Source organism: Dickeya parazeae Ech586 (assembly GCF_000025065.1).
GTDB lineage: Bacteria > Pseudomonadota > Gammaproteobacteria > Enterobacterales > Enterobacteriaceae > Dickeya > Dickeya zeae.
The window spans coordinates 4508009-4533778 of the sequence record NC_013592.1; the positions used below are offsets into that span (position 1 = coordinate 4508009).

A 25770-nucleotide genomic window follows, 5' to 3' on the forward strand; every position below is an offset into this window, starting at 1 on the left:
TTTGATGCCGTCACCAGGCTGCATTATTCCTGCACTTAACGCGCCACAACCTGGCTGATAGCATGGCCCATAAACACCATGATCCCATTAATACCATGACCCAGTTAACACCATGACCCAATTGACACATAGCAGCAAAACTCAAGCCTGGCTCGACAGCCTGCGTCCCAAGACGCTGCCGCTGGCTTTTGCCTCCATCGTTACCGGCACCGTCATCGCCTGTTGGCACAGCAATTTCAAACCCGGCGTCGCGCTGTTGACGCTGATCACCGCCGGGCTGTTGCAGATTCTCTCCAATCTGGCCAACGACTATGGCGATGCGGTGAAAGGCAGCGACAAGGAAGACCGTATCGGCCCGCTACGCGGCATCCAGACGGGGGCTATCACGCTGGCGGAACTGCGCAAGGCGCTGCTCATCACCGTGTTGCTAACCGCAGTATCCGGTAGCGCGCTGGTAGCACTGGCCTGCGAAAAACCGGTGGATATCGTGGTATTCCTGGCGCTCGGCCTGCTGGCGATTCTGGCCGCGATTACCTACACCGTCGGCAACCGGCCTTACGGGTATATTGGGCTGGGTGATATCTCGGTGCTGATTTTCTTTGGCTGGCTCAGCGTAGCCGGGTCGTACTACCTGCAAACCGGCCACTTCGACAGCAGCGTTATCCTGCCTGCAACCGCTTGTGGCCTGCTGGCCGTCGCGGTGCTCAATATCAACAATCTGCGCGATATCGACAGCGATCGGGAAAACGGCAAAAACACGCTGGCAGTAAGGCTCGGTGCCTATAAAGCCCGCCGCTACCACATGATGTTACTGATGACGGCACCGGTTTGTCTGGCCCTCTTCGCGATGCTGTATCTGCATACGCTGGCGGGCTGGCTGTTTATTCTGGCACTGCCGTTACTGGTGAAACAAGGCCGCTATGTGATGCGCGAAACCACCGCGTTCAGCATGCGTCCGATGCTGGAAAAAACCGTGAAAGGCGCGTTACTCACCAATTTGTTGTTCGCGGTAGGCGTACTGCTGAGCTAAACCAGATTCAGTCTGGATTGAACGAGCAACACGTTTGTGCCGGTTGGCAAAATCACAACCGATTACTGATGCGGGTCAAAGCCGCTGTTGATGATTTTGCCAACAACAAACATAAAGGGATATACTCAGTCCCACACTCCCCAGCGGCAACAAACGTGACTCCTATGAAATACGATACTTCCGAACTGTGTGATATCTATCATGAAGAGGTCAATGTCGTTGAGCCTCTTTTCTCCAATTTTGGTGGACGTAGTTCATTCGGCGGCAAAATCGTCACAGTAAAATGCTTTGAAGATAACGGCCTGCTATTCGATGTACTGGAAGAAAACGGCAGTGGCCGCGTCTTGCTGATCGACGGCGGCGGTTCTGTACGCCGTGCGCTGGTTGACGCTGAACTGGCCCGCCTAGCCACGCAAAACGAATGGGAAGGTATCGTGGTCTATGGCGCGGTACGTCAGGTAGACGATTTATCGGAGCTGGATATCGGCATTCAGGCGATGGCGGCGACACCGGCTGGCGCAGCGAGCGAAGGCATCGGTGAAACGGATATCCGGGTGAATTTCGGCGGTGTGACGTTCTTCTCCGGCGATCACCTTTATGCTGACAACACCGGTATTATCCTGTCTGAAGATCCGCTGGATCTGGAATAACCAGACCGGGTTGCCAAGGGCGTCAACTGACGCCCTGTGTGTGCCGTTGTCTGTTTGACGTCGGCGGTTATTGAACGTCTTCCATTTTACCCAGCAGCGCACGCAGACGTTCCTGCCATACCAGCTGTTCCTGCTTAAGTTGTTCGTTCTCGCTCATTAATGCATCACGGTTACCCGCCATGCTCTCCACTTCCTGCGACAACGTATTGTTCTTCTCTTTCAGCTCTTCGATTTCCATCTGCAACAGCGTGATCGTGTCAATCGCCTGCTGAACTTTCGCTTCCAGCTTCTCAAACACTTCAAATGACATAACTTCTAACCCCTTTTGATCGCACGGCCTGAGCCGGTTAACGCAGATGTATCACGAACAGGTGTGCCACGCACGGTATCCCGCGAGCAGGTATGCACCGACACGGGTTTCACAAACAGATATCTCATGCCGCCTTGTGCACTCAGCCTGCACATCTGTTATGGCTGTTATGGCGACGCCGGACGTAAACGCCAGCCAAATTGTATGTAGCCAGATCAAACGTGTCCAGCGCACTGCCGGTAAAACAGCGACTCTGCCTGCTTTTTCGCTCATGCGCTATCAGTACAGGCCGAAAATTGCCCGAATTATTGTTAAACGATATTGATGTTAATAAATTTAACACCCTGATTAACACCTATCCGCTGGTCGCATGACAGTTTTGTGTCTAATTACGCGAATGCGCGCATTTTCTTGACGCATCACACACATTTTGATTTCGATATTTCTCGTTTTCGAACATTAACGATAAATTCACATCCGAAATACAAAAAGAGCCTGACCGCGAATCGCCAAAGACGAACGGGACAGGCCTGAAACGCGCAGACCCACAGAGGCCTGCGTCAACCACCATGCTGTAGCCTACAAGCAGGAACAAGCATTATGAGTCAATCTGATATTTCTACCCTTAAAGGCCAGTGCGTTGCCGAGTTTCTCGGTACTGGCCTGCTGATCTTCTTTGGCGTTGGCTGTGTAGCGGCTCTGAAACTGGAAGGCGCCAGTCTGGGGCTATGGGAAATCAGTATTATCTGGGGGTTGGGGGTCGCGATGGCGATCTACCTGACCGCCGCGATTTCCGGTGCTCACCTCAACCCTGCGGTCACCATCGCCCTGTGGCTGTTCGCCTGCTTCGATGGCCGCAAAGTCCTGCCTTATATCGTTGCACAGGTCGCTGGCGCGTTCTGTTCGGCGGCACTGGTCTATGGCCTCTACCACAACCTGTTCGATAACATCGAACAAACGCACAATATTGTGCGTGGTAGTGTGGAAAGCCTCGATCTGGCTGGTGTCTTCTCCACCTACCCGAACCCGCACATTTCAGTGATGCAGGCCTTCATGGTGGAAACGGTCATCACCGCTATTTTGATGTGTCTGATTCTGGCGCTGACCGATGACGGCAACGGTATTCCACGTGGTCCGCTGGCACCGCTGTTAATAGGGATTCTGATCGCGGTGATTGGCGCATCAATGGGCCCGTTGACCGGCTTTGCCATGAACCCGGCGCGTGATGCTGGACCGAAGCTGTTTGCCTACTTCGCTGGCTGGGGCAAAATCGCGCTGACTGGCGGACGTGACATCCCTTATATACTGATACCGATTTTCGCCCCGATCGTCGGAGCCTGTCTGGGCGCATTTGGCTATCGCACCCTGATTGGCCGTAACTTGCCTTGTGATGTCTGCGCCATTGATAACGACACCGACACGGCGGCTTCTGCCCAAACCCGTAAGGTCTGACCCTACTCCGCTAACAGGATTACGTTTATGAACCAGGAAAAAAAATACATCGTCGCGCTCGACCAGGGCACTACCAGTTCACGAGCTGTTGTGTTTGATCATGACGCCAACATCGTCAGCGTATCCCAGCGGGAATTCACCCAGATTTACCCCAAAGCGGGCTGGGTAGAACATGACCCGATGGAAATCTGGGCGTCGCAAAGCTCCACGCTGGTAGAGGTGCTGGCGAAAGCGGGCATCAGCAGCGACGAAGTTGCCGGTATTGGTATTACCAACCAGCGTGAAACCGCCGTAGTGTGGGAAAAAGAGACCGGTAAGCCGATTTATAACGCCATTGTGTGGCAGTGCCGCCGCTCTGCAGATATCTGCGAAAGGCTGAAAAAAGACGGTATGGAAGAGTACATCCGCGCCAACACCGGTCTGGTGGTTGACCCGTACTTCTCCGGCACCAAAGTGAAATGGATCCTCGACCATGTGGAAGGGTCGCGTGAACGTGCCCGTCGCGGCGAGCTGCTGTTCGGCACCATCGATACCTGGCTTATCTGGAAAATGACCCAGGGGCGCGTCCACGTCACCGATTACACCAACGCTTCACGCACCATGCTGTTCAACATCCATAAACTGGACTGGGACGAACGTATGCTGGACGTGCTGGATATCCCACGAGCCATGTTGCCGCAGGTCCGTCCTTCCTCTGAAGTGTACGGCCAGACCAATATTGGTGGCAAAGGCGGTACCCGTATTCCTATCGCCGGTATCGCCGGTGACCAGCAAGCTGCGTTGTACGGCCAACTGTGTGTACAACCCGGTATGGCGAAAAACACCTACGGTACCGGCTGCTTCCTGTTGATGAATACCGGTAAAGAAGCAGTTCGCTCTAAACACGGCCTGTTGACGACCATTGCCTGTGGCCCGCGTGGTGAAGTGAACTATGCGCTGGAAGGTGCGGTATTTATCGGTGGGGCGTCTATCCAGTGGCTGCGCGACGAGCTGAAACTGATTGGCGACGCGATGGACTCTGAATACTTCGCCACCAAAGTGAAAGATACCAATGGCGTCTATGTGGTACCGGCGTTTACCGGTCTGGGCGCACCTTACTGGGACCCGTACGCCCGTGGCGCGATTTTCGGCCTGACCCGTGGTGCCAATGCGAATCACATTATCCGCGCTACGCTGGAATCCATCGCCTATCAGACCCGTGACGTGCTGGATGCCATGCAGGCTGATGCCGAGACTCGCCTGCAAGCGCTGCGTGTGGACGGCGGTGCCGTCGCCAACAACTTCCTGATGCAGTTCCAGTCCGACATTCTGGGTACGCGTGTTGAGCGCCCGCAAGTGCGCGAGTCTACCGCGCTGGGTGCCGCGTTCCTGGCGGGTCTGGCTACCGGCTTCTGGAACGATCTGGACGAAGTGAAGAGCAAGGCCACCATTGAGCGTGAATTCCGCCCCAGCATCGAAACCGTGGAACGTAATTTCCGCTATCGTGGCTGGCAAAAAGCGGTGGAACGGGCGCGTGCGTGGGAAGATCACGACGAGTAAAATCACCACTATCCTTGATCGGGCGCGGCTATCGCGCCCTTTTTCTTTCCCTCCCCCTCACCCGCCCGCCAACATGGCTGTGTTACCATAACGCCCCGACTGACTCTTCTTTTGTTCCTTAATTCCCTGTGCAGGACTGGTATCCATGAAACGTGAATTAGCCATCGAATTCTCCCGCGTGACCGAAGCCGCTGCGCTGGCCGGCTACAAGTGGCTGGGGCGCGGCGACAAAAACGCCGCCGATAACGCTGCCGTGCAGGCGATGCGCATCATGCTCAATCAGATCGACATCAACGGCCAGATTGTCATCGGCGAAGGTGAAATCGACGAAGCCCCGATGCTTTATATCGGCGAACAGGTGGGCACCGGTAACGGTGACGCGGTAGACATCGCCGTCGACCCGATCGAAGGCACCCGCATGACTGCCATGGGGCAGGCTAACGCCCTGGCAGTATTAGCCGTCGGCGAGCAGGGAACCTTCCTGCATGCACCCGACATGTACATGGAAAAACTGATTGTCGGCCCGCAGTCTAAAGGCGCTATCAATCTTGACCAACCGTTGGAAGAGAACCTCAAGCGCGTTGCCGAGCGACTGGGTAAACCACTGAGCGAACTGACCGTCATCACGCTGGCCAAACCGCGCCACGATCAGGTCATCGCGGATATGCAGCGGCTGGGGGTAAAAGTCTTTGCCATTCCTGATGGCGATGTGGCTGCGTCTATTCTGACCTGCATGCCGGAAAGCGAAGTGGATGTACTTTACGGCATCGGCGGTGCGCCGGAAGGCGTTATTTCTGCGGCGGTGATCCGTGCGCTGGATGGCGACATGCAAGGGCGTCTGCTGGCCCGCCATCAGGTGAAGGAAGATAACGAGGAAAACCGTCGCCTGGGCGAGCAGGAATTAGCACGCTGCCGCGAAATGGGCATTGAAGCAGGCAACGTGCTGGCACTGGGTGACATGGCGCGCAACGACAACGTGATATTTTCCGCCACCGGCATCACCAAAGGTGACCTGCTCGAGGGCATTTCACGCCGTGGCAATATCGCCACCACTGAAACGCTGCTGATCCGCGGCAAGTCACGTACCATCCGTCGTATCAGCTCTACCCATTACCTGGACCGCAAAGATCAGGCACTGCACGACTTTCTGCTGTAATCACGGCAGGGTATGCGCAGCTCAGCATGAATTGTTTCACTGTTGTTAATAGATCGCGTATCGTAAGGCTCGGCTGCACACAGCCCTGTGACACCAGAGAGATCAAAAACAGGAGCAGATAACCATGGCAGAGTGGGTGACCGGTAAAGTTATTCAGGTTGAACACTGGACGGAAAATTTATTCAGCCTGCGGCTGGAAGCGCCGATAGCGCCGTTTACCGCCGGGCAGTTCGCCAAACTGGCGCTGGAACTGGATGGCGAGCGGGTACAGCGCGCCTATTCTTACGTCAACGCACCCAGCAACACGCTGCTGGAGTTCTATCTGGTTAACGTGCCGGACGGCAAGCTCAGCCCGCATCTGCACCGTTGTCAGCCGGGCGATGAGGTGCTGGTAACCCAGGAAGCCGCCGGTTTCTTCGTACTCGAAGAAATCCCAGACTGCGATACCCTGTGGATGCTGGCAACCGGCACCGCCATCGGCCCGTATCTGTCGATTTTGCAGGAAGGGCGCGACCTGGAGCGGTTCAAGAATATCGTGCTGGTCCACGCTGCTCGGTTCGCTCGCGACCTGAGCTATCTGCCACTGATGCAACAACTGGAACAGCGCTACAACGGTAAGTTACGCATCCAGACCGTTGTCAGCCGGGAGGAACAGCCCGGCTCACTCACTGGCCGCGTACCGGCACTGATTGAAAGCGGCGCGCTGGAAGAGGCAGTCGGCTTACCGATGGATGCCGCTACCAGCCACGTCATGCTATGCGGCAACCCGAAGATGGTGCGAGATACCCAGCAGTTGCTCAAGGAGACGCGGCAGATGAGCAAACACCTGCGTCGTCGTCCCGGCCATATGACCAGCGAGCACTATTGGTAATCCAGACTATCCCGACGACCGGCGAGTACCCACAAAACGGTAGAAACAAACGGCACTCAGGACGCGCGGAACTGCAACGGTTCCGCTGCCGGTCCGAAACGGTTCGCACCTGTTGTGCCGACGAACGCGCCGCAATCAAGCAACATCATCACGCTAATCAGCGTCGGCAAGAAACGCTCTACGCCCCATTGAGCAAGCGATGGCAGCATCGACCAATTACCGTTACCCAACATCCAGGCCACCACCAGCAATAACGCCCACCAGCCACTTCGGTTGCGATCGTGCAGCCTTTTGACCAGTATCGCCGTCAGCGGCCACATTAGCATCACCAGTACAAACGCCGCCTTCTGGGTATCCAGCCAACCGGTACCGGCCAACACGAATAATCCCACCATCAACGCCAGCACGATCACCATCCCTAACCAAAAATCCCGGCGACCAACGCGGCCACGAAACGAAAAACACCATTGTTGTATTGTCATGTCTTCTTATCCCCGAATACGGTTCTACGGGTATGAGTTTACCTTAAGTCAGGTTGTGTTTTTTACCGCACATTTTGACAATTGATCCTGAATCCCGCTTTAATCACACAGCGTGCCAACAGTGAGTGACGATACGAATAAACTGATGATGAAAAATGCCCTGCTGATTGTTTGTTGCCTGTCTGCTGGCCTACTCTGCACCCCCTTTGCCAGAAGTGACGGCTTATTCCAGCCTCAAACCCCAACCGCTGCCCCTTACCTGCTGCCGGGTTCTCCCACGTTCGACATGAACATCGTGCAATTTCGCACCCGTTATAACCTGAGTAACCCGTCACTGCCGATTAGTGAATACCGGGTCATCGACACCGGTGACGACTCACCGAACCTGACGCGTGCAGCCAGCCGCATCAACGACCATCTGTATTCATCCACCGCGTTGGAAAAAGGCACCGGCAAGATTAAAACCATGCAAATTACCTGGCTTCCCAAACCTAAAGACACCGACCAAAGCGGGCGACGTAAACAAGCCATCGGTTACATGGCAGCACTGGTACGCACTTTTATGCCATCGCTCACCAACGAACAAAGCCTGAAAAAAATCGAGACATTGTTGGAAAAAGGCAAAGGGCAGCGCTTTTACCAGCAAACTGAGGGGGCATTGCGCTATGTTGTGGCGGATCATGGCGAAAAAGGGCTAACCTTCGCTGTTGAACCGATTAAGCTAGCGCTATCTGATTCGTGATCACATCGAGAATTAGGCACGAAAAACAGAGCCACCGCGCCATTTCGACTCTATACTATCGGCAGTTCTGTATCATCGTCAGAGTGGCTGCCTGACGCAGCCATGTATTGATTAACTGGCAATTCGCCTGGAGGAAACAAGATGCGACATCCCTTAGTCATGGGCAACTGGAAGCTGAACGGCAGCACCAGCATGGTTCACGAACTGATCGCCGGCCTGCGCAAAGAACTGAGCGCCGTCACCGGTTGTGACGTAGCCATTGCGCCACCCGCTATTTATCTGGATCAGGCGAAACACCAGCTGGCAGGCAGCCGTATTGTGCTGGGTGCCCAGAACGTGGACGTCAACCTTGCGGGCGCTTTCACCGGTGAAACATCCGCTGAGATGCTAAAAGACATCGGCGCGAAGTACATCATCATCGGCCACTCCGAGCGCCGTACCTATCACCATGAAAGTGATGAGTTCATCGCCAAAAAATTTGGCGTGCTGAAAGAAACCGGCCTGATTCCGGTACTGTGCATCGGTGAAACCGAAGCTGAAAACGAAGCGGGTCAGACCGAAGCCGTCTGCGCGCGTCAGTTGGACGCGGTGCTGAACACGCTGGGCGCGAAAGCGTTCGAAAACACCGTCATTGCCTACGAACCGGTATGGGCCATCGGCACCGGCAAGTCCGCCACGCCGGCGCAGGCACAGGCCGTGCACAAATTCATCCGTGACCACATCGCTAAACAGGATGCGGCAGTCGCTGAACAGGTCATCATCCAGTACGGCGGCTCGGTCAATGCGGCTAACGCTGCTGAGCTGTTCACCCAGCCGGACATCGATGGCGCGCTGGTGGGCGGTGCCTCACTGAAAGCTGATGCGTTCGCCGTTATCGTTAAAGCCGCGGCCGAAGCCAAAGGCCTGGCCTGATTCCTGCCCGAACACCGCACAACGGCTCCAGACTGGAGCCGTTTTTTTATGCCTTTTTCCCACTGACTCCGCCTGCATTCATTATTTTGTCATTTTTCCCGTCTAGGTTTTACCAGTCGTGTTTATTTGTTACTTAATTTAACCAAGAGTGAATGAAAATGACTCGTAAGGCTATTATTCGCAAAACACTGCTCTCTTCCCTAATGATGACACTGGTAGCAGGTAGCGCACTGGCCGCCAGCGCCGACTACCAACGCCAGGCGCAGGGTGACATCACCCAACCCGGTGGTGCCCGCCGCCTCAGTGCCGATCAAACGGAGATGCTGAAAGCCTCACTCAACGCGAAGACCGCCAAAAACGTGATTCTGCTGATTGGTGACGGCATGGGCGATTCGGAAATCACGGCCGCACGCAACTACGCGATGGGGGCTGGCGGCTTCTTCAAAGGTATCGATGCACTGCCGCTGACAGGCCAGTACACCCACTACTCGCTGGACAAAAAAACCCGCAAACCAGACTACGTCACCGATTCCGCGGCATCGGCCACCGCGTGGTCCAGTGGTGTCAAAACCTACAACGGCGCACTGGGCGTTGATGTGGATGGCAAAGACCATAAAACACTAATTGAAATCGCTAAAGCGGCGGGCAAAGCGACGGGTAACGTCTCTACCGCCGAACTGGAAGACGCCACACCGGCCGCCATGGTGTCCCACGTGACCTCCCGCAAGTGCTACGGCCCGGAAAAAACCAGCCAGCAGTGCCCGACCAACGCACTGGAAAACGGCGGTCGCGGCTCTATTGCTGAACAGTTACTGGTCACCCGTGCGGATGTCACGCTGGGCGGTGGCGGTGCCACTTTTAAAGAACTCGCCAAAGCGGGTAAATATCAGGGGAAAAGCCTGAAAGAACAGGCGGAAGCGCTGGGCTACCACATCGTGACGGATCTGGATGGCATGAACGCCGTTACCGCCGCCACGCAGAGCAAGCCGGTGCTGGGGCTATTCGCCGATGGCAACATGCCGGTGCGCTGGCAGGGGCCGCAAGCGAGCTACCACGGCAACCTGGACAAACCGGTTGTAACCTGTGAGCCGAATACCAAACGCGCGGCCACCGTGCCGACACTGGCGCAAATGACCGATAAAGCTATCCAGTTATTGAGCAAGAATAAAAACGGTTTCTTCCTGCAAGTTGAAGGCGCGTCTATCGACAAACAGGACCACGCCGCCAACCCGTGTGGTCAATTCGGCGAAACCGTCGACCTGGACGAAGCGGTCCAAAAAGCGCTGGAATTCGCCCGTCGTGACGGCAACACGCTGGTGATTGTCACCGCCGACCACGCCCACTCCAGCCAGATTATCGAAAACGGAGCCAAAGCACCGGGCCTGACGCAGGCGCTGAACACCAAAGATAATGCGGTGATGACCATCAGCTACGGTAACTCGGAAGAGGAGTCTCAAGGCCACACCGGCACCCAGTTGCGTATCGCCGCCTACGGCCCGCACGCCGCCAACGTCGTGGGGCTGACCGACCAAACCGACCTGTTCTACACCATGAAAAACGCGATGGGGCTGAAGTAATAGAAGCTATCTTTGGGCCACGGTACTCCTGTGGCCCGTTTCTTTGTGGGCCGTTGTCGTTTTTATAACGTTGTCTTTACACCTAAGCGGATCCTTTCGGTTGGGAACAACGGTTGCAATATTACCTCATCATTAAAAATGAATAATTTGGGTGACAAGGCTGTTACATCATAAATATTTTCAGCAATTAAACTTAATTTCGTTCTAAAGACCGGAATACTAATTTCATCCGCGAAGACAAATACATCATCACTTATTAGAATATTTTCATTTAACAGACTATCAATACTTTCATAGTCTGAAAATTTCATTTCTGACCAAACCACACCCTCTCTTGAAAAGGGATAGTCATTTAAGCTATCTATAGCTTCCTTCAGAGCTTGTCCATCAAGCACATTAAAATTAGCACTAAGTGCTGCTTTACACTCTTCAAATAAGTTCATTTTTCTTGGTCATTTCAATATCGTTTTAAAAAATATCCCATTACTCTAAAATTGACATGGTCTGAGAACATATTATTACCTGTTACTCCTAACAGGAAAATTAAAATTATAACTCGTCTTCATTGAATGAATGATAATATTAATAATCTCCCATGGCAGTACATGTCAAATCAAAAAACCTATCAAATTGATGCAGTTTATTAAATAGATATTTCTATATCATCTCACAACTCTCTAATCTTACGCTTCGTCAGATAATATTCTCATGAATTCACACACAGCCTTTTTATGCAATTCAATCTCTTCCGGAGATAACAATACATTCATTAATTGATCATCAACATCCATATCATATATATCGACATCCAACCACCCTTTTGACCAAAAATCCATCCCACCTATTCTATTTTTACCTTCAAATTCAACCCGTTCCAGATCGCCAAAATCACCATTGGTATAATAGCTATACTTGAAAGTATACCCTTTCATTTTTGGTGCAATGTTTTTCTTAAAATAATCAATGTTAAACATTTGGTTCTCACTATTTATCTATTACACGTATCTTTTTCTAAGATAAGTATTCCTGATATTATATCTTCACCATATGATTTTGTGATACATTCGCACCATACCCGGCTGTATGGCGAGCATCGTCCAAAACACCCGCAGGCGGTAGTGACAGGTGTCAGCATCATCACCCCACACACCGATGTAGTAGAGGTGTTTGTCTTATCGGCGTGAACACAGGATCCTGAGCAGCAGATAGGATCCCCTGTCTGTTAAGCCCCGGGATTTATTTGAGATAACTATCATGAGCCAAAAAAGCACAGACATCAGTAAGTTCTTAAGTTACATATTACGCCATCAACCTGAAGCTATCGGTTTATCTTTGGACACAGAAGGATGGGCTGTCATAAGCGATCTTATTCTTTGTGCCGTTAAAGAAGGTTATATACTCGAAAATAGCCTGATTCATAGTATCGTTGATAATAGTGATAAAAGACGCTTTACAATTTCAGACGATGGATTACGTATCCGGGCGGTACAGGGACACTCAACACAGCAGGTTAATATTTCCTACAAAGAGAAAACACCTCCTGAGATCTTATATCATGGAACAGCCACCCGTTTTATATCAGCCATTCGGGAACAAGGTCTGATTCCTGTATCACGTCAGTATGTACATCTTTCGCCTGATGAAGAGACGGCCATTCAGGTAGGACAACGTCATGGAAAACCGATAGTACTAACGATAAAAGCCCTTAACATGTACGAACAGGGCTTTAAATTTTATCAAGCTGACAATGGTGTCTGGTTAACTGATACCGTTCCTTATCAGTTTATTCAGGAATAACCTACTACTCATCATCTTTTGCCCGCGCTGCTGTGTGGCGGGCAGATTGAAGACACACAATGTTTAGCCATTCTGAAATACATATCTTCGCCGCCGAAATAGACAATTTCATCCGAATAGCGCCTGTTCACAAAAGGTAGTTGACATCCCACCAGTTTGCCAGAGGCAAAAACTATGTAATTCCAATTTGTGCATTATTTTCGATTACTGCTTATACATTCTCGTAAAATGTTTATTAATATCCTTATTCTCGATAACTCTAGCATTTGTGAAGTCTATTAAGTCAGATACAACAATCCCACGTTGGAGATCTTCTGGGAAATCATCAATAGAAGCATAAATCGTTGGTACTAGAAATCTGAAATAGTCACCCATAACAGTATTCCCCTCATATCCAACTGGGTAATCCTCGCCTTCATTTGTTCCTTCAACACCATGAAAAACAAAGAAGCCCTTCTTAGATGGAAGATTATAGTCGCTCAATTCAATTTCTGGCAATGAACGTTCTTCAACCCATTTAACTAAGTCATTTCGACATTTAACATATTCAAACCTTATGTATGAATATAAATCCAATACTGTCTTTCCATTTTTAGACTCTGGATATTCAGAATAACCCGCAGACTCTTCCCACATATACTCATTTAAAGAATCCAAAATACACTCAGCGTTATTCATCTGCAAAACCGCCTTCGGAATATCACCAAAACAGTTATTAACCATTACAGAAATCCTGCCAAACTTATCCATTGCGAACCATGTGTAAATAGTTCCAAACTCGGGCTTCCAATTTTCATCAAGATTATTCATCATTCTTTTTCTCCTGCGTCAACATGACCTTACTCAGAATCTACCAGCGTTAGCGGGCGCACATAGCGCGCTATGGAAAAACACGCTGACGTAATCGTTCTCCCAAGAACACCAAAAAAAATAATAATAATTCCCTGCGAAAAATAAATTAATTATTGAAATACACTCAAGAATTTTTATTAAAAACAGCATCCCTTAAATAAATTTCTTCCCCAAAGCCATCATATATACCATAAAAAATAGACAAACACCCCTCTTTTTCTAGAAGACTAAACCCGGTTACTCCACAATCAAAATAAAGACCAACGCACCCATACTCAACATTTTTAATTCTATATTCATATATGTTAACTATCTTCTTATCAATGTAATCAGACAACTCAGGAACAATCTTCACTGGATAAAAAAACTCATCATCGATATCCATAACATCTAATAAAAAAGGCTCGAAACTCTCCTGTAAAATTTTAGCAATACCTTCATTAACACTTAATGATATCCAGCCAGATTCCGATGTTCGAAAGAACATAACAAGAATATCACAAATCAACTCATTCTCTATAAAGAGAGAACGCTTGCGAAACTCTTTAATATACTCATTAACCAACATTACATCTCCCTATTAATATTTTTAAGATTCTTCAGGAGCTAACCTGTTAAATTAATACATTTCATTATGTAAAATACTCATGCTGATAACTATTCATCTATACACATGCATTGCTCTTCTCCTCTAACTGAGATTCTGTGCCACCAAAATTAGCGCTTCCAGCCAAGAGAACGAGATTTTTCTAATAACGCTATTGCAGATAGCGCTCATCTTGCTGGACGAGGGGTTCTATTTCCTCTTCCCATATGCGCTTTTGGTATAACTGCCACTCTGTTAGTTCAGTGCGCCTTTTTATACAATCACGAATAACTTTTACCGCAAGAATAAATTCTTCATTGTTCAGATCAGTAAAATTAATCTGATCAAGAACTAAAACCTCCATTATCTTTTCATATATAATTGGATGGTTGCCCTGAAGGGCATCATCTAATAAGTCCTCTAACGCATCTGAAGCGATCCTATTCAAAGTAATACGTAAGCTCGTTCTCTCTAGGTAACCGATAAAAACAGTTGCCCCCATAATTCACCTCATTACGAAAAATCAATACATGTTATTACCCTAACTCCGGACCTGTTCCAACCATAGTTTAAAACCCTCAAGGAACAGAGCCATCAGAGATGAGAAAAATTTCACATTAACTGAACATTAGAAATGTATTCTTTTGGGGATAAATACTATCAGTATGAGTAGTCATACTTAGCATTTATTCTACGGCATATCCAATAGATGTTGGCAACAAAACAAAAACCTCTAGCGATTTGTTAACATCCTTCATTTCCCACGCTCTCTCAAATGAATAAAAAGATCCACACGATAAAATCGAAACATCCTATTACTTCAAGATATACATTCGATTATGGACCACCCCAAGACAACCTTGACTTTAACTCATCAGGAACTATTTTAAATAATAATTTAATGTACTCTACATTCTGGGTGTAATTGGTGGATATATCATCACTGCATTTTTCAAAATAGTACTTTGCTTGGTTATTTAAAAACCAAATGTCATGCTCCACAAAATCAAAATCCAGAATACTTTTTGATAAGTTATGTATAAGTTCAACATCAAAATAGCAGGACCTGTCCCTTGCCCTTACCCAAGAATTCTGTGACTGAACACTTCTTATATAAGGTAAAACAAGGTCAAATATCTTCTTATATATCTCTTGCTTTGTCATCTTTATCACTACATTATCGCCTATTCATAGACAAGCATAACTTACAGCCATAACAGGGGGAATTATTTTATTGACATGTGGTTCCGTTGAACCTCTGAACTGATTATTTCGGAGAGCACATCCAACAGACTATTAGTGGACACAAAATATTTCCTGCCCGAGAGATTAAGCACTCTTAGATAATCACCACCGCTCTCTCAAATATGCTGGGTAGTTGAGGCGAAACGGAGAGGCTAATAGATAAAACTGATCTTCCCGGAAAAAGGTACAAGAACAATAATACTGATTTTAATGACCATTCTCTTTAAAAATATCATGCCAATTTATTTCTTCTCTATTTCTTGGCTCATAGTGCCGACTTAAGTCTATCAAACGCCACAATCCGTTATCTTCAACAAATAGTTCCCTTACTTTCAAGTATGGCTTTTCCATTTCATCTAAAAATAGCACCCCTTTTATTTTTGCATAATGAAATAACCTTGATGAACCACCGCCATATAAACTAACATTATTCTCAAGATTATCACTCAACCCATGGTTCTCAATCTTCAAAAAAGGGGAATTTAAATAATCACTTCCATAGCCCTTATCAATCAAAATTAAATTACCATCTGAATGATAGATAATATATCCATTAACATATACCTCTTTATAATTAGAGAAATTATCAAAAACTTCTCTGACAGTCATCATTTTAATATAATCCTATTGTAATTCTTAATCCTGTTAAGAACAGTATCCTGCCAGCGTACTGACCATCCCATGCAGTTGCATCACGTAATCATACTGGCCGCCACCTCATCCCAGCTTTTTTGTTTGCTTCAGCTATGGCTGTGATGGCCGCATCGCGGGTGATGTTACATCCATCATGGATGCTTGCATTAGCAACGTCCTGTGGATATAGGTCGTTGTAGATCAGTACGTGTAGATTGGGAATTGAGTCGAAACGCAGGATCTGAGCGAATACACATTAGTTATCAGAATCGAATAATTAGAATCATCGCCACTTTTCCATTAACCTAACTAAGTATCCAATGAATAAGCTTTAACAAAGTCACTGTATACTTCATGTAGATGATAAAAATCTGCATCAGGCTCATTTTTTATCATTTGATACCTTTCCATTAATTTTTTAAAAAGCCCATCAGGTATCGGATGAGGATCTGACTCATTTTTCGCACAAAAAAAAATAAAACAGAGTATCCTTTAGAGATGGAACTGATAAACTCTCACTATACCTAATTATAAATGAAAACGCATACTGCCAATCACATTCCGACAGTAATAGATATGACAAACAAGCCGCTCTTAGGAAGTCATTATATAATATTTCCGACTCCAAAATTAACTTACAAAAGGCAAGTCCTTCACGCTCATTAATTAAGTAAAGTTTATTGAGATAATCAAACGCCTCTTTCTCAGGATCTTCAGATGACAATTCATTAACATAACCATTCGCTAGATAGCTGTTTAATCCATCAAATAGATCTTTGATGTTTGATTGGGTTGGATTCAACATCACTTAAATGCCCCCGTTTGTATAGTTGATAGCCGCTTTGAACCGTCATGTAAAATCGTCCAAGTAGCATAAATTCTTACAGCATTACCCTAGCAGCCTGTACTTCACTGAATCCGGGATCACCAGCGCTGAAAAACAGTCGGTCACCATTGTGACCGATATACTCCAACTACGGTGGTAATAAACGGAGGAAAGGGATTTAGGACTTAAAAGCAAAAATCCCCAACCAACCCAGTCGGGGTTTTATTTTATAAATCATCTTCCGAAGTAATATTTATCGCCCCGCAGGCTTCAAATAACCATTTCAAAGCACCAGACATAAAAAGGGAGTCAATAGCAGTAACCTCGATTATAAAATGGCTATTACTCAACGGTGCATCGAATAACACCGCATCCCACCAAAACCATTCTCGCTCATCAGGTTCTAGCCAAGATAACCATGATGATAATGTCCATTTTTTATCATTAGAGGCCTCCTTAATTTTTTCTTCATAAGATAATTCATCCCACCTTCTAGTTTGCTTTTTTCTTTCCGCTTCAGTCAGTTCTGGCAAACAGGCGTTAACAAACCGGGATGGAAGGACATTTGACCATTCATTAAGGAAAAGCCAGTTTTCGGTTGAATAATGATTTACAGTGATCAACACCTCTTTTGCCAGACCTAATACTGAAGGAACATCATCACAAGACACAATGAATCTGGCGATTCCAACACCAGTGGCTTTATCTGTTGATTGAGGAGGCTTTTTCAACCTATCCCTTTCCAATAAAATTTGCCGTAATTTCTCATCACTTACTTGCATCTTTTCCTGTCCCCTGAATGATTACTATAGCCTCACAGGAACAATCACTACCTCCATAGGAGGTGGTTTAGGGCTGACAAAAGAGCCTGGCTGTTAAGCCAGGCTCTTTATCAGTAAAAATCTTCTCGTTTAAAAATAATACCCGTGGGGAAAACGTCGTCCTTCTCGAAGTACACTGAATTTTCTTTTCCATGAATTACCACAGAGTAACCATAGACAATATTATCTTCTTCGCTAATTCCAATAACTACTCCTTTGCATTTTGCATACTTGTCATTTTTAGCATCTTCTTTAACTTCGACTTCCTGATAAAAAGCTATTTTCATGGCGATCACTTGCGCGTAATTTTTCCATCCCGGAATAGAGCTATGTTGTTTTGTCCAAACTACCGATATCGATGACTGGCTAAAGCGTTACCCCAGCGGCCTTAAGTTTGCCGAGTAATAACACACTCACCCCCGGCCCATGCCGGGAGTTTTTGTTTTATGGCTGGGGTGTCGGGGCATAGTCCTGACCGGATGGTTGCTGAAGTATTTTCAGGCAACCCCGCCACTTAGGCTCAAGAATGGTGAGAGATGTTAAAATATAATCGTCTTTTCCAAATCATCCTCTAGTAATTTAATTTCCTCTATCATATCTATGACAACACTATCATTCTCATATAAGAGAGATACTTTTTTTAACCATACATGCATATTACAGTATAAAAAATTACCACCTACCAACACACCGAAAACATCATCTTCTTTTATTATCTTATCTATAAAGCTGATTGGTAATATAATTCTTGCTTTATAATCACTATGGTTGCCATTATCTAAAGCAATGTAACCGGACAATCCATCATTATTATAAACTGTTAAGTATCCATCAATAAAATCAATATATCTAGGCTTCATTGAAATGACATCAATTAGATTATTCATATATTACCACACTATTTCCTTGGGCTAGTAATGATCGCTTGCCCAGTAAATTTCTCTCTGAACTCTGATAATGGCGTAAAATACTGCCTACCCAATGCAGGATCTCTAATAGCAACAACTTGCTGACCATTCCTAATGGTTACCCCATCAACCACAACAGCATGACCTCCTTCTGGCAGCCATACGTGTCCTTTATTGCTAACGCCTTATTTTTACAGCATACACAGTCGGTTACTGTCCCCAACGGTAGCCGGGGCAACCCGCCGCCGCAACTCACGCTGAAGGGCCGCTGGCTGGAAGATCTCGGCTTCAACACCGGCCAGCCCGTTATCGTCACCGTGGAGCACGGGCGGCTGGTGATTGAGGAGGAGATTAGGTTTTGACTGACAGATGTAAAAATCCCGGCGTATTTTAGGGGCCGGGATTGTTCTAATTGTTCGACGAGTAAGCTTTTAAAAAATCGTTGTACGTTTCATGAAGATGATAAAATTTCGCATCGGGATCATCTTTCAATTCTTCATATCTTGCCATTAACTTTTCGAATAAACCATCTGGTACAGGATAAGGATCTGTCTCATTCTTTGCGCAGTAAAAATAGAATAGAGCCTCTTTCAGTAACGGAACTGATAAAGCTTTACTATTTTCAAGCAAAAATGAAAAAGAATATTGCCAACTACTCTCTGACAATAGTAAATACGATAAACAAGTTGATCTCAGGAAGTCATTATATAATATTTCCGACTCCAAGATTAACTTGCAAAAAACGAGCCCTTCATGTTGATTAGCTAAATAAAGAGCATTGAGATAATCAAATGCATCTTTCGCAGGATCTTCTGGCGAAAGCTCATTAACATAACCATATGCTAGGTAACTGTTTAGTCCATCAAATAGCTCCTGGAGTTCTGGTTTATTTGGACTCATCATCATTTAAATGCTCTCGTATTAATAGTTGAAAGTCTTTTTTTGCCATCAGGTAATATTATCCATGTAGCATAAACCCTTACGCTACCGTTAGGCCCTGATACAATAGATTTTTATCTATTTGCAGACGTAGCACCCTGTGCTGAGTCCAATAACCTATCGATTATCATACTGTTATTACTAGCAGTATTCACTATACCTGCTTGATCTAATACGCGAGCCATATCTTGAGAGCGATCAATGTTATGGATTTGTTTTTCTAGCACGTCCATCCTTTTCGCATTATTTGGATATTTTGCAAATTCTTTTTGGCTACTAATTTTTGCATTCTTTAAGGAATTATATTCTTCTTGCAAAGCTTCAAGGTTACCAGAAGCTGGTCCATGCATAAATAGTTCAATCTTATCGATGGGTGCTGATTATCTGTATCGTGACTGCGTGAAAGATAAAATCCCTGCTCAAGTGGCCGGGATTTTAGTCAATTTAATTTAATAAAATACATCAGCCTGTCTGGCCATTATTTTATTCATGAATTAACGTCATAACGCTCATCCTGAATAATGTAAGGCTCTGCAACATCTTCCCACACAACTTTCGCCATCTCTTGCCATTTTGTCGGATTTTGTTGCTTCGAAATATAATCCCTGATTAGCTTAACAGCTTTATTAAAGTCCACTTTATCCAACTCAACAAATTAATGAAATTTTAGATATTCACCTTCTTCAGATTTAATTATTTCATGCAGAATTAGGTAATCTGGTAAAAAAACAGCATCCAGCAGATCGCCAAAGGCATCCCAATAACTCCCGTTAACGAAGCCTCCGGTCCTTTGAAAGTTACTTTCTCTTTGCCTATTATAATTCCAACCGATAAATAAACTTCCCCCCATACTATCACCTCACAATATCAAGCATTACACCGGCTATCTGACTCTTGTCGAGCCCCCTTTTCACGCCGGTCATATTCGGGGTATTTATTTTTAGCGCCTGGCTGTCGAGGCATAGCCTTGACCAGATTTTTTGGGGAAAATCCATCATAGCGGTAGCCACAAAACATCTCCTAAAGTACTTTCAGACCGCTTATGCTCATGAGTGAAGAGCAATTGAGGTGGTACACAGGGTCTGGCTGGTACCGAGAAAGAACAGAGATACTCATAGTCACTTAATACAACATTCGTCTTAATAAATTGCTAAAAAATCACATGAACATTTACATATCATATCCAGCATCTTTGAATACTAAACGCACATGGTCAGCCAACCCAACAAGATCTTCATACGCAATTAGGCCAAATTCTGGCGAGTGCTCCGATATATAATCATAAACCTCAAATGTTTCATGTCTTTTTTCTCTTATTTCTTTTACATATGTAGGCATAATGCATCGATTCACGCCTTCTGTATATTCTTTAGGCTGTTCTATCATACTCCATTGAAGCCTCCCTTTATAAGAATCTAACGCCTCTCGGAGAAGCTTAATCACATTGGGATTTTCTTCTTTAAAACGAAAACTTGTAGAAGGAGGTATATTAGAGCAGTCAGTTCTCTCAAAGTGATCATTGTTCCATATTTCAGGATAACGCTCGCTATAGCGTTTCCACTCTAATTTCCCAATTTTTTCAATAACAGAAAGCAAGCATCTATCTTCTCTATTCATCATCTCTTTATCCCTTGAAATTTATCAGATATTGTCACCCCATTAGGATTTATAGATTTGATATGCTTTTCCCAGTCACCTTTAGGAATAGGCTTTAATGACAACCTAGGATCGTAAACATACTTACCGTCAGTATACACCTGATGAAAGACTTGTTCATGATCGACTTTACCATTCTCATAGACACTCAAATTACTACCTGGGGTTGTAGGTCTGACTTCAATTATTTTCCCTCGATCTCCAGCCGCATCTAAAAGCTTAGGAGCGATATCAGAACAATCTGTACAATCAATATCGCTAGCCCAACGAATAAACTTCGGATCATTCATTTTGTTCACTACATCTTGATTAGCCGGATAGCCTGGATTCTCAGGGCGAACATTTTCAAGTCCAGGGATCTTTTCATTTCGATAGAAAAGGTCATCTAGTGTCGGCCCATCCGGGATCGGCGTCGTGGTAGTGTTCCCGGCTGTAAACGGTGCGCCATCGGGATTTCCGGTATGGCTGGCTCCGTTCTTATCCGACTGATCCGGCGTCGTCAGCGTGGTAGCCGTGTTCTCTCCGTCGGGGCCGGGTTTTCCAGTTTGCCTCCGGTCGGATCTGTGTCCGCTATCGGTAATTCCGTATGCGACGGTGCATTTTCGTCATCCTTCTTCGCTTCATTGATAACTTCATTGCCAATGATCGCTGTCGCTACGCCGGCAACAACGGCCGCACATGGCCCTGTGGCAAAGCACGCTGCCGTAGCCTCTCCCGCAGCCACAACAGCCGGGACAACAAACAGAAAGTTATTTTCAGCCGCCACCTGCGCCGACTGCGCCCCCTGCACCGCGTCCGCGCCGGTATTCCCCACCACGCCCGCCGCCAGGCCACCCGCTATCGTCGCCAGCGTGCTGATGTACTGCTTCTGCTCTTCGTTCAGCTCCGAGGGTGTCTTGCCCGGGTATAGCGCTTCAATCAGTGTGTGTGCCGCCAGCTCGCCGCCCGCTTCACCTGCCGCCCCCGCCAGTGCGTTATTCCCGCTTGCCTGCGCCACCACTGCGCCCAGCAACGCGTGCGCCAGCGTGTTCGCCGCCACGTCCGTGTTGCCCGCCGCATCCGTCGTCGCCCGGTGGATGGCTTCGGCCAGATACGGCGCTGCCGCCCCCGTCAGTGCCTGCGCCATGTTCCCCGCCAGTACCCCCTGCAGCGCCGCCGTCACCGCCTGAATGCCCTGACGTACCGCACCGCCCGTTCCGTACGGCGATGTCCGCATCGCCTCATCGTAGTACGACTGGAACAGCGCCTGCGTGATGTCATCCTGCGTTATCGCCTTGTTCGGGTTCGCCTGCGCCAGCTCGCTGCCCTTCGCCCGACGCTCCGCCGCCGATGCCTCAGCCACCTTCTCGTTCGCCGCCTTCGTCGCCGCTATCGCCCCTTCCGTCGACGCGATATCCAGCGCCTGCGCACCGATATCCGACATCAGTTGCGCCTGCTGCATCCGGCTCTCGACCTTCTCCTTATCAAATATCGGGTTCAGCGACCCGCGGTTCGCCCCCGCCGTATCCCGGCTCAGCCCGCTCACGTCCTGCTGCTGACCGGCCCTGTCACGGATTATCAGCGTGCCGTCGCTCACCGCCGCATAGGTCGTCCCTGATGAGGAGCCGCTCTGGTTCGCCCCCGCCAGCGCCAGCCCGCCCAGGTTGCTCAGCATCTGCATCCCTGTCGGGCCGCCGGTGCCAAACCCGCCCCCGCTGTGCGACGCGCTGTACGCCGCGTGGTTGTCGATATTGCTGAACCCCAGCGTCCCCGTATCCAGCCGGTTCTTATCCGCCGCCGCCGTCGACGCTATCGCCCCGCCGTCCAGTTGCGTGTGGTTCCCCACCGTCACGTCAAATCCGCCCCGGCCCGCAAACAGCCCCGACTGCTCCTGCACGCTGTCAAAGTTGCTGTTCACCCTGTCACGGCTGAAGCTGAAGCTCGCGCCGCCACCCCCGCCGTAAATCGGTATCGTCACCCCGGCGCTCATGCTCTGCTGCTTGCTGTCGTAATGGTCGCTGTCCTGCTCGCTGCGTACCAGCAGGTCACGCCCCACCTGCGCGGTTATCGTCTCCGCACTGACCTGCGCGCCCTGCAGCGTGGTGTCGCGACCGCTGTGCAGCACCGCCGCCCGCCCTGCTTCCAGCAGCGCTTCCGTGTGCGTCACCCCGTCGCCGTGCTGGCTGCCCTTCGCCGCATTCACGCTCGCACTCACGCTCAGCCCGAAGCTGCCCGAGGCACTCACCCCCAGGCTCACCCCGATACTGCCGCCCTGACTCTGGTTGCTCCCCTCGGTGTGCTGCGTGTTCGCCGACGACAGCAGCCGGATATCCCGCGACGCATCCAGCAGCAGGTCCTGACCCTGCCTTCAGGGTGCTGCCCTGCGCCGTGGTCTGCGTCTGCGCCTGTACCGATTTCGACGACTGGCTGCCGTACGACACGCTGACACCCACCGTCTGGCCGCCCTGTTGACCGCCGGCCCCTTCCGACTGTGCCTGTGCCAGCCGCGCCGCCTGCACCCCCTGTGCCACACTCAGCGCCGCCTTCGTCTGCTGCAGCGCCTTCACCCGGCCGTCCTGCGTCTCACGCGAGGACTGCGCCGTTTCCACCGCCGTGTTCAGCGCGCCGCCCACGCTACCGCTCAGCGCAATCGTCAGACCGCTCTGCTTCTGCTCCCGCGTTTCCTGCCTGTCCTGTCGATTCTCCAGCGACACCACGCTCACGTCACGCCCTTTCAGCGTCACGTCTTCACCCGCTATCAGCTCGCTGCCTGCCACCAGCTATAATTACGATAATCGTAGTATCTAAAATTCATCATGACTACGAATATCGTAGCCATGAATACTTCCCAGCAACGCCACGATGTTTTCAGTCAACGTTTAAAGGATGCCCGCTTATTGCGTGGGCTGTCACAGAAGGGCTTGGGTATCGCTGCCGGAATCGATGAGTTTGTTGCCAGTGCACGCATTAATCGCTATGAAAAGGGTGTGCATGAAGCGAATATCGTGACGGCGAAGCGTCTCGCAGAAGCACTCAATGTCCCTCTGGCTTATTTCTATGCCGACGACGACAATCTGGCAAAAATGATCCTGTTGTTTGCCGACTTGCCCAGAGAGCAGCAGGAAAGCGTGCTGGCATCGTTAGGCAATAACCCGCCTGAAACAACGTGAAACGTGCTTAACGCGATTTCGTTCTTATCCTGATTTTACGATCAATCAATTCACCATCCTGACCGTAATACCGGCTCGGCCATATCTCGGCCGGGTGAATTCCCAACGCATCAGCAACCAGCCATTCCCCCTTCGGCCAGGGCCTGACCAATACATTCGCCAGTGTTGATGCACTCAAACCCGCAGAGCGGGAAAGCGCTGCCATCGAGGTACGTTGCTTGTGCAGAGCGGCGATAACATCTGCCTGATGCCAATCCTTTTTCATCCAGCCTCCTGACTCGTCACCGTTATGAAGAATAGTCACAGCAGATACTACGTTATTCGTAGTATCTCACTCAAGCAAAAACTACGATTCTCGTAGTCATGAAAGCAAAGCAAAACTACCATGACGTTTTCTGTCAACGGCTTAAGCAAGCCAGACTGGCGAAAGGTTTGTCACAGAAAAAACTCGGCATCGCTGCCGGAATTGATGAATTCGTGGCAAGCACCCGTATTAACCGCTATGAAAAAGGTGTGCACGAAGCCAGCATCGATACCGCTCAACAGCTCTCGGACGCACTTGATGTCCCGCTGGCATTCTTCTATACCGCAGATGACCAACTGGCTGAATTGATGCTGGCATTTTGGGAGATGCCGCCAGAGAAACGGGCAGAGATTTTGGTATTGGCGAAAACGAATAAATGAATGCGCCCAAACATCAGGAAAAGAGAGTCCTTAAAGGTATATTGCGCTAAGACAGCGAGTTTACAGCAGGCCAGAAGACGATGAAGCGACATCACCACCGCCTCTCCTCCAGGGCCGCTTCTGTTTTAATACCGGTCAATTTTGATTGAAAACGCCAGCAGTTTCACCTGATACCCTGTGGTAGAAAAATAACATTGAATAGTGAAAATTTATTATCGAAAAATACAATGAACATCCCAAAAGACCATGATTATTATTATAAAAGTAGTGATATTTCACTCCTTTTTAGTTATTTGACATTAACTATTATATGCTTTCCTACCGAACCATCCCAAATGATATTTACATTCAACTTCATCCCACCCCCACCAACGAACTTGACTATTCGCCGCCGTAATATCTTTTATCGCCATTCCACCATTAGTAGGATATATATCATAGTCATGCCCAACTTCAGGGATAAATGAAGCTGAACGTGTAGCAATTATCTGAGTGTATTGAGATCTAAACGTTTCTTCTTGATAGGTTATTTTTATGTGTTGATTAGCTTTAATTACATACTCAAGAGAGTCCATACCTTGCATTGCCGTTGAGGGAGGAGCCATCCCTGGAATTCTCTTGTTATAGGTTGACTTTATTCCTATAAAGTTCACACCGGCCGTTAATGTTCTCGCATCTATAACTTTATAACACCCATTTGATTTTTCATGAACTTCCAACGTTAACGGAGGGAGATAATTTTTCACTCGGATACGCGAAGAGTCACTCCCCTCGTAGTCAGACATAGATTTGGTTGTACTAATCGAGCATCCCACAGAAAATAAAACAGGAATAATTGCTATAAATTTTCTCATAAAAATTATTATCTCCAGAAAAAATATTATTAATAATAACCTAACAAAAATTGCGCAGCCTCAGTCAACCATCAGATCAAAAAATCGCTAGCAGAGTTG

At 48.1% G+C, this 25770-nt stretch carries 31 protein-coding genes and 1 pseudogene; 13 read left to right on the forward strand and 19 right to left on the reverse strand.

Features of this window, described 5'->3' with window-relative positions; all coding sequences use genetic code 11:
- The first annotated feature begins 112 nt into the window (after positions 1-112).
- Entirely contained in the window at positions 113-1030 is a 918-nt protein-coding gene (locus DD586_RS19660; protein ID WP_012886539.1) for a 1,4-dihydroxy-2-naphthoate polyprenyltransferase, read from the forward strand.
- A gap of 164 nt (positions 1031-1194) precedes the next feature.
- Entirely contained in the window at positions 1195-1680 is a 486-nt protein-coding gene (gene rraA / locus DD586_RS19665; RefSeq protein WP_012886540.1) for a ribonuclease E activity regulator RraA, read from the forward strand.
- Positions 1681-1747: 67 nt separating this feature from the next.
- On the opposite strand, the gene zapB is transcribed toward rraA, so the two are convergent.
- Positions 1748-1990, reverse strand: coding sequence for a cell division protein ZapB (gene zapB / locus DD586_RS19670; RefSeq protein ID WP_012886541.1), 243 nt, complete (start codon positions 1988-1990; stop codon positions 1748-1750).
- A 600-nt stretch (positions 1991-2590) separates the two neighbouring features.
- Between zapB and DD586_RS19675 the strand changes: the two genes are divergently transcribed.
- The 4 genes from DD586_RS19675 (at position 2591) to fpr (ending at position 7008) form a co-directional block, all read left to right on the forward strand.
- Positions 2591-3442, forward strand: a complete 852-nt coding sequence (locus DD586_RS19675; RefSeq protein ID WP_012886542.1) for an MIP/aquaporin family protein — start codon at positions 2591-2593, stop codon at positions 3440-3442.
- Between the two features lie 27 nt (positions 3443-3469).
- A complete protein-coding gene (gene glpK, locus DD586_RS19680) occupies positions 3470-4981 on the forward strand; it encodes a glycerol kinase GlpK (RefSeq protein WP_012886543.1) in 1512 nt (503 codons plus the stop codon).
- Positions 4982-5126: 145 nt separating this feature from the next.
- Positions 5127-6137 carry a class II fructose-bisphosphatase gene (gene glpX, locus DD586_RS19685; protein ID WP_012886544.1) on the forward strand — a complete coding sequence of 337 codons (1011 nt, stop codon included), beginning with the start codon at positions 5127-5129 and terminating at the stop codon, positions 6135-6137.
- 124 nt (positions 6138-6261) lie between these two features.
- The gene (gene fpr / locus DD586_RS19690) at positions 6262-7008 is read left to right on the forward strand and encodes a ferredoxin--NADP(+) reductase (RefSeq protein ID WP_012886545.1); all 747 of its coding nucleotides are present in this window, start codon (positions 6262-6264) and stop codon (positions 7006-7008) included.
- A 56-nt stretch (positions 7009-7064) separates the two neighbouring features.
- Here fpr and DD586_RS19695 read toward each other — a convergent pair whose 3' ends face one another.
- On the reverse strand, positions 7065-7490 hold the full coding sequence (locus tag DD586_RS19695) for a DUF805 domain-containing protein (protein WP_012886546.1): 426 nt from the start codon (positions 7488-7490) through the stop codon (positions 7065-7067).
- 148 nt (positions 7491-7638) lie between these two features.
- Between DD586_RS19695 and DD586_RS19700 the strand changes: the two genes are divergently transcribed.
- The 3 genes from DD586_RS19700 to phoA all read left to right on the forward strand — a co-directional run bounded on the left by DD586_RS19700 (position 7639) and on the right by phoA (position 10721).
- Positions 7639-8232, forward strand: a complete 594-nt coding sequence (locus DD586_RS19700; RefSeq protein WP_095522545.1) for a DUF1454 family protein — start codon at positions 7639-7641, stop codon at positions 8230-8232.
- Positions 8233-8373: 141 nt separating this feature from the next.
- Positions 8374-9144: a triose-phosphate isomerase gene (gene tpiA / locus DD586_RS19705; RefSeq protein ID WP_012886548.1), complete on the forward strand. Its 771-nt coding sequence runs from the start codon at positions 8374-8376 to the stop codon at positions 9142-9144.
- A 152-nt stretch (positions 9145-9296) separates the two neighbouring features.
- A complete protein-coding gene (gene phoA / locus DD586_RS19710) occupies positions 9297-10721 on the forward strand; it encodes an alkaline phosphatase (protein ID WP_038909280.1) in 1425 nt (474 codons plus the stop codon).
- Between the two features lie 62 nt (positions 10722-10783).
- On the opposite strand, the gene DD586_RS19715 is transcribed toward phoA, so the two are convergent.
- Together DD586_RS19715 and DD586_RS19720 are read right to left on the reverse strand one after the other, a co-directional pair.
- Positions 10784-11164 carry a CDI toxin immunity protein gene (locus tag DD586_RS19715; RefSeq protein ID WP_012886550.1) on the reverse strand — a complete coding sequence of 127 codons (381 nt, stop codon included), beginning with the start codon at positions 11162-11164 and terminating at the stop codon, positions 10784-10786.
- Between the two features lie 240 nt (positions 11165-11404).
- A complete protein-coding gene (locus DD586_RS19720; RefSeq protein ID WP_012886551.1) occupies positions 11405-11695 on the reverse strand; it encodes a hypothetical protein in 291 nt (96 codons plus the stop codon).
- Between the two features lie 280 nt (positions 11696-11975).
- Here DD586_RS19720 and DD586_RS19725 point away from each other — a divergent pair, with 280 nt between their 5' ends.
- Positions 11976-12518: an RNA 2'-phosphotransferase gene (locus DD586_RS19725; RefSeq protein ID WP_012886552.1), complete on the forward strand. Its 543-nt coding sequence runs from the start codon at positions 11976-11978 to the stop codon at positions 12516-12518.
- Between the two features lie 204 nt (positions 12519-12722).
- Here the strand turns inward: DD586_RS19725 and DD586_RS19730 are convergent, their stop codons facing one another.
- From DD586_RS19730 to DD586_RS19765, 8 genes are all read right to left on the reverse strand, one after another.
- A complete protein-coding gene (locus tag DD586_RS19730; protein WP_157668909.1) occupies positions 12723-13331 on the reverse strand; it encodes a hypothetical protein in 609 nt (202 codons plus the stop codon).
- Between the two features lie 163 nt (positions 13332-13494).
- A complete protein-coding gene (locus DD586_RS19735) occupies positions 13495-13938 on the reverse strand; it encodes a hypothetical protein (protein WP_012886554.1) in 444 nt (147 codons plus the stop codon).
- Positions 13939-14128: 190 nt separating this feature from the next.
- The gene (locus DD586_RS19740) at positions 14129-14458 is read right to left on the reverse strand and encodes a hypothetical protein (RefSeq protein ID WP_012886555.1); all 330 of its coding nucleotides are present in this window, start codon (positions 14456-14458) and stop codon (positions 14129-14131) included.
- A 335-nt stretch (positions 14459-14793) separates the two neighbouring features.
- The gene (locus tag DD586_RS19745) at positions 14794-15120 is read right to left on the reverse strand and encodes a hypothetical protein (protein WP_012886556.1); all 327 of its coding nucleotides are present in this window, start codon (positions 15118-15120) and stop codon (positions 14794-14796) included.
- A 288-nt stretch (positions 15121-15408) separates the two neighbouring features.
- Complete coding sequence (locus DD586_RS19750) at positions 15409-15813, reverse strand: hypothetical protein (protein ID WP_012886557.1); 405 nt, start codon at positions 15811-15813, stop codon at positions 15409-15411.
- Positions 15814-16887: 1074 nt separating this feature from the next.
- Positions 16888-17442, reverse strand: coding sequence for a hypothetical protein (locus DD586_RS19755; RefSeq protein WP_012886559.1), 555 nt, complete (start codon positions 17440-17442; stop codon positions 16888-16890).
- 110 nt (positions 17443-17552) lie between these two features.
- The gene (locus tag DD586_RS19760) at positions 17553-17768 is read right to left on the reverse strand and encodes an Imm31 family immunity protein (RefSeq protein ID WP_041164675.1); all 216 of its coding nucleotides are present in this window, start codon (positions 17766-17768) and stop codon (positions 17553-17555) included.
- Positions 17769-18020: 252 nt separating this feature from the next.
- Complete coding sequence (locus tag DD586_RS19765; protein ID WP_012886561.1) at positions 18021-18368, reverse strand: hypothetical protein; 348 nt, start codon at positions 18366-18368, stop codon at positions 18021-18023.
- A 220-nt stretch (positions 18369-18588) separates the two neighbouring features.
- Here DD586_RS19765 and DD586_RS22535 point away from each other — a divergent pair.
- Positions 18589-18751: pseudogene (locus tag DD586_RS22535) on the forward strand (SymE family type I addiction module toxin); the annotation flags it as partial.
- A 46-nt stretch (positions 18752-18797) separates the two neighbouring features.
- On the opposite strand, the gene DD586_RS19775 reads toward DD586_RS22535, so the two are convergent.
- The 5 genes from DD586_RS19775 to DD586_RS19800 form a co-directional block, all read right to left on the reverse strand.
- A complete protein-coding gene (locus DD586_RS19775; RefSeq protein ID WP_012886563.1) occupies positions 18798-19295 on the reverse strand; it encodes a hypothetical protein in 498 nt (165 codons plus the stop codon).
- A gap of 107 nt (positions 19296-19402) precedes the next feature.
- The gene (locus DD586_RS19780; RefSeq protein ID WP_041164677.1) at positions 19403-19678 is read right to left on the reverse strand and encodes a hypothetical protein; all 276 of its coding nucleotides are present in this window, start codon (positions 19676-19678) and stop codon (positions 19403-19405) included.
- 820 nt (positions 19679-20498) lie between these two features.
- The gene (locus DD586_RS19790; protein ID WP_012886565.1) at positions 20499-20948 is read right to left on the reverse strand and encodes a hypothetical protein; all 450 of its coding nucleotides are present in this window, start codon (positions 20946-20948) and stop codon (positions 20499-20501) included.
- Positions 20945-21274 carry a hypothetical protein gene (locus tag DD586_RS22340; protein ID WP_228669720.1) on the reverse strand — a complete coding sequence of 110 codons (330 nt, stop codon included), beginning with the start codon at positions 21272-21274 and terminating at the stop codon, positions 20945-20947. Before DD586_RS22340 ends, DD586_RS19790 begins: the two co-directional genes overlap by 4 nt.
- Positions 21275-21483: 209 nt before the next feature.
- Positions 21484-23316, reverse strand: coding sequence for a hemagglutinin repeat-containing protein (locus tag DD586_RS19800; RefSeq protein ID WP_228669802.1), 1833 nt, complete (start codon positions 23314-23316; stop codon positions 21484-21486).
- A 484-nt stretch (positions 23317-23800) separates the two neighbouring features.
- Between DD586_RS19800 and DD586_RS19805 the strand changes: the two genes are divergently transcribed.
- Positions 23801-24133, forward strand: a complete 333-nt coding sequence (locus DD586_RS19805) for a helix-turn-helix domain-containing protein (RefSeq protein WP_012886566.1) — start codon at positions 23801-23803, stop codon at positions 24131-24133.
- A gap of 7 nt (positions 24134-24140) precedes the next feature.
- Here the strand turns inward: DD586_RS19805 and DD586_RS19810 are convergent, their stop codons facing one another.
- Positions 24141-24398 (reverse strand): helix-turn-helix domain-containing protein, encoded by a 258-nt coding sequence (locus tag DD586_RS19810; RefSeq protein WP_012886567.1) that lies wholly within the window; start codon positions 24396-24398, stop codon positions 24141-24143.
- A gap of 98 nt (positions 24399-24496) precedes the next feature.
- Between DD586_RS19810 and DD586_RS19815 the strand changes: the two genes are divergently transcribed.
- Positions 24497-24817, forward strand: coding sequence for a helix-turn-helix domain-containing protein (locus DD586_RS19815; RefSeq protein WP_012886568.1), 321 nt, complete (start codon positions 24497-24499; stop codon positions 24815-24817).
- A 299-nt stretch (positions 24818-25116) separates the two neighbouring features.
- On the opposite strand, the gene DD586_RS21615 is transcribed toward DD586_RS19815, so the two are convergent.
- The gene (locus DD586_RS21615; protein ID WP_012886569.1) at positions 25117-25671 is read right to left on the reverse strand and encodes a hypothetical protein; all 555 of its coding nucleotides are present in this window, start codon (positions 25669-25671) and stop codon (positions 25117-25119) included.
- Between the last annotated feature and the right edge of the window lie 99 nt (positions 25672-25770).

Bases quoted from the DNA above. Each gene is read 5' to 3' on its own strand.
- DD586_RS19660 (WP_012886539.1), top strand. From the start codon at position 113: ATGACCCAATTGACACATAGCAGCAAAACTCAAGCCTGGCTCGACAGC.
- rraA (WP_012886540.1), top strand. From the start codon at position 1,195: ATGAAATACGATACTTCCGAACTGTGTGATATCTATCATGAAGAGGTC.
- zapB (WP_012886541.1), bottom strand. From the start codon at position 1,990: ATGTCATTTGAAGTGTTTGAGAAGCTGGAAGCGAAAGTTCAGCAGGCG.
- DD586_RS19675 (WP_012886542.1), top strand. From the start codon at position 2,591: ATGAGTCAATCTGATATTTCTACCCTTAAAGGCCAGTGCGTTGCCGAG.
- glpK (WP_012886543.1), top strand. From the start codon at position 3,470: ATGAACCAGGAAAAAAAATACATCGTCGCGCTCGACCAGGGCACTACC.
- glpX (WP_012886544.1), top strand. From the start codon at position 5,127: ATGAAACGTGAATTAGCCATCGAATTCTCCCGCGTGACCGAAGCCGCT.
- fpr (WP_012886545.1), top strand. From the start codon at position 6,262: ATGGCAGAGTGGGTGACCGGTAAAGTTATTCAGGTTGAACACTGGACG.
- DD586_RS19695 (WP_012886546.1), bottom strand. From the start codon at position 7,490: ATGACAATACAACAATGGTGTTTTTCGTTTCGTGGCCGCGTTGGTCGC.
- DD586_RS19700 (WP_095522545.1), top strand. From the start codon at position 7,639: ATGAAAAATGCCCTGCTGATTGTTTGTTGCCTGTCTGCTGGCCTACTC.
- tpiA (WP_012886548.1), top strand. From the start codon at position 8,374: ATGCGACATCCCTTAGTCATGGGCAACTGGAAGCTGAACGGCAGCACC.
- phoA (WP_038909280.1), top strand. From the start codon at position 9,297: ATGAAAATGACTCGTAAGGCTATTATTCGCAAAACACTGCTCTCTTCC.
- DD586_RS19715 (WP_012886550.1), bottom strand. From the start codon at position 11,164: ATGAACTTATTTGAAGAGTGTAAAGCAGCACTTAGTGCTAATTTTAAT.
- DD586_RS19720 (WP_012886551.1), bottom strand. From the start codon at position 11,695: ATGTTTAACATTGATTATTTTAAGAAAAACATTGCACCAAAAATGAAA.
- DD586_RS19725 (WP_012886552.1), top strand. From the start codon at position 11,976: ATGAGCCAAAAAAGCACAGACATCAGTAAGTTCTTAAGTTACATATTA.
- DD586_RS19730 (WP_157668909.1), bottom strand. From the start codon at position 13,331: ATGATGAATAATCTTGATGAAAATTGGAAGCCCGAGTTTGGAACTATT.
- DD586_RS19735 (WP_012886554.1), bottom strand. From the start codon at position 13,938: ATGTTGGTTAATGAGTATATTAAAGAGTTTCGCAAGCGTTCTCTCTTT.
- DD586_RS19740 (WP_012886555.1), bottom strand. From the start codon at position 14,458: ATGGGGGCAACTGTTTTTATCGGTTACCTAGAGAGAACGAGCTTACGT.
- DD586_RS19745 (WP_012886556.1), bottom strand. From the start codon at position 15,120: ATGACAAAGCAAGAGATATATAAGAAGATATTTGACCTTGTTTTACCT.
- DD586_RS19750 (WP_012886557.1), bottom strand. From the start codon at position 15,813: ATGATGACTGTCAGAGAAGTTTTTGATAATTTCTCTAATTATAAAGAG.
- DD586_RS19755 (WP_012886559.1), bottom strand. From the start codon at position 17,442: ATGCAAGTAAGTGATGAGAAATTACGGCAAATTTTATTGGAAAGGGAT.
- DD586_RS19760 (WP_041164675.1), bottom strand. From the start codon at position 17,768: ATGAAAATAGCTTTTTATCAGGAAGTCGAAGTTAAAGAAGATGCTAAA.
- DD586_RS19765 (WP_012886561.1), bottom strand. From the start codon at position 18,368: ATGAATAATCTAATTGATGTCATTTCAATGAAGCCTAGATATATTGAT.
- DD586_RS19775 (WP_012886563.1), bottom strand. From the start codon at position 19,295: ATGATGATGAGTCCAAATAAACCAGAACTCCAGGAGCTATTTGATGGA.
- DD586_RS19780 (WP_041164677.1), bottom strand. From the start codon at position 19,678: ATGCATGGACCAGCTTCTGGTAACCTTGAAGCTTTGCAAGAAGAATAT.
- DD586_RS19790 (WP_012886565.1), bottom strand. From the start codon at position 20,948: ATGATGAATAGAGAAGATAGATGCTTGCTTTCTGTTATTGAAAAAATT.
- DD586_RS22340 (WP_228669720.1), bottom strand. From the start codon at position 21,274: ATGAATGATCCGAAGTTTATTCGTTGGGCTAGCGATATTGATTGTACA.
- DD586_RS19805 (WP_012886566.1), top strand. From the start codon at position 23,801: ATGAATACTTCCCAGCAACGCCACGATGTTTTCAGTCAACGTTTAAAG.
- DD586_RS19810 (WP_012886567.1), bottom strand. From the start codon at position 24,398: ATGAAAAAGGATTGGCATCAGGCAGATGTTATCGCCGCTCTGCACAAG.
- DD586_RS19815 (WP_012886568.1), top strand. From the start codon at position 24,497: ATGAAAGCAAAGCAAAACTACCATGACGTTTTCTGTCAACGGCTTAAG.
- DD586_RS21615 (WP_012886569.1), bottom strand. From the start codon at position 25,671: ATGAGAAAATTTATAGCAATTATTCCTGTTTTATTTTCTGTGGGATGC.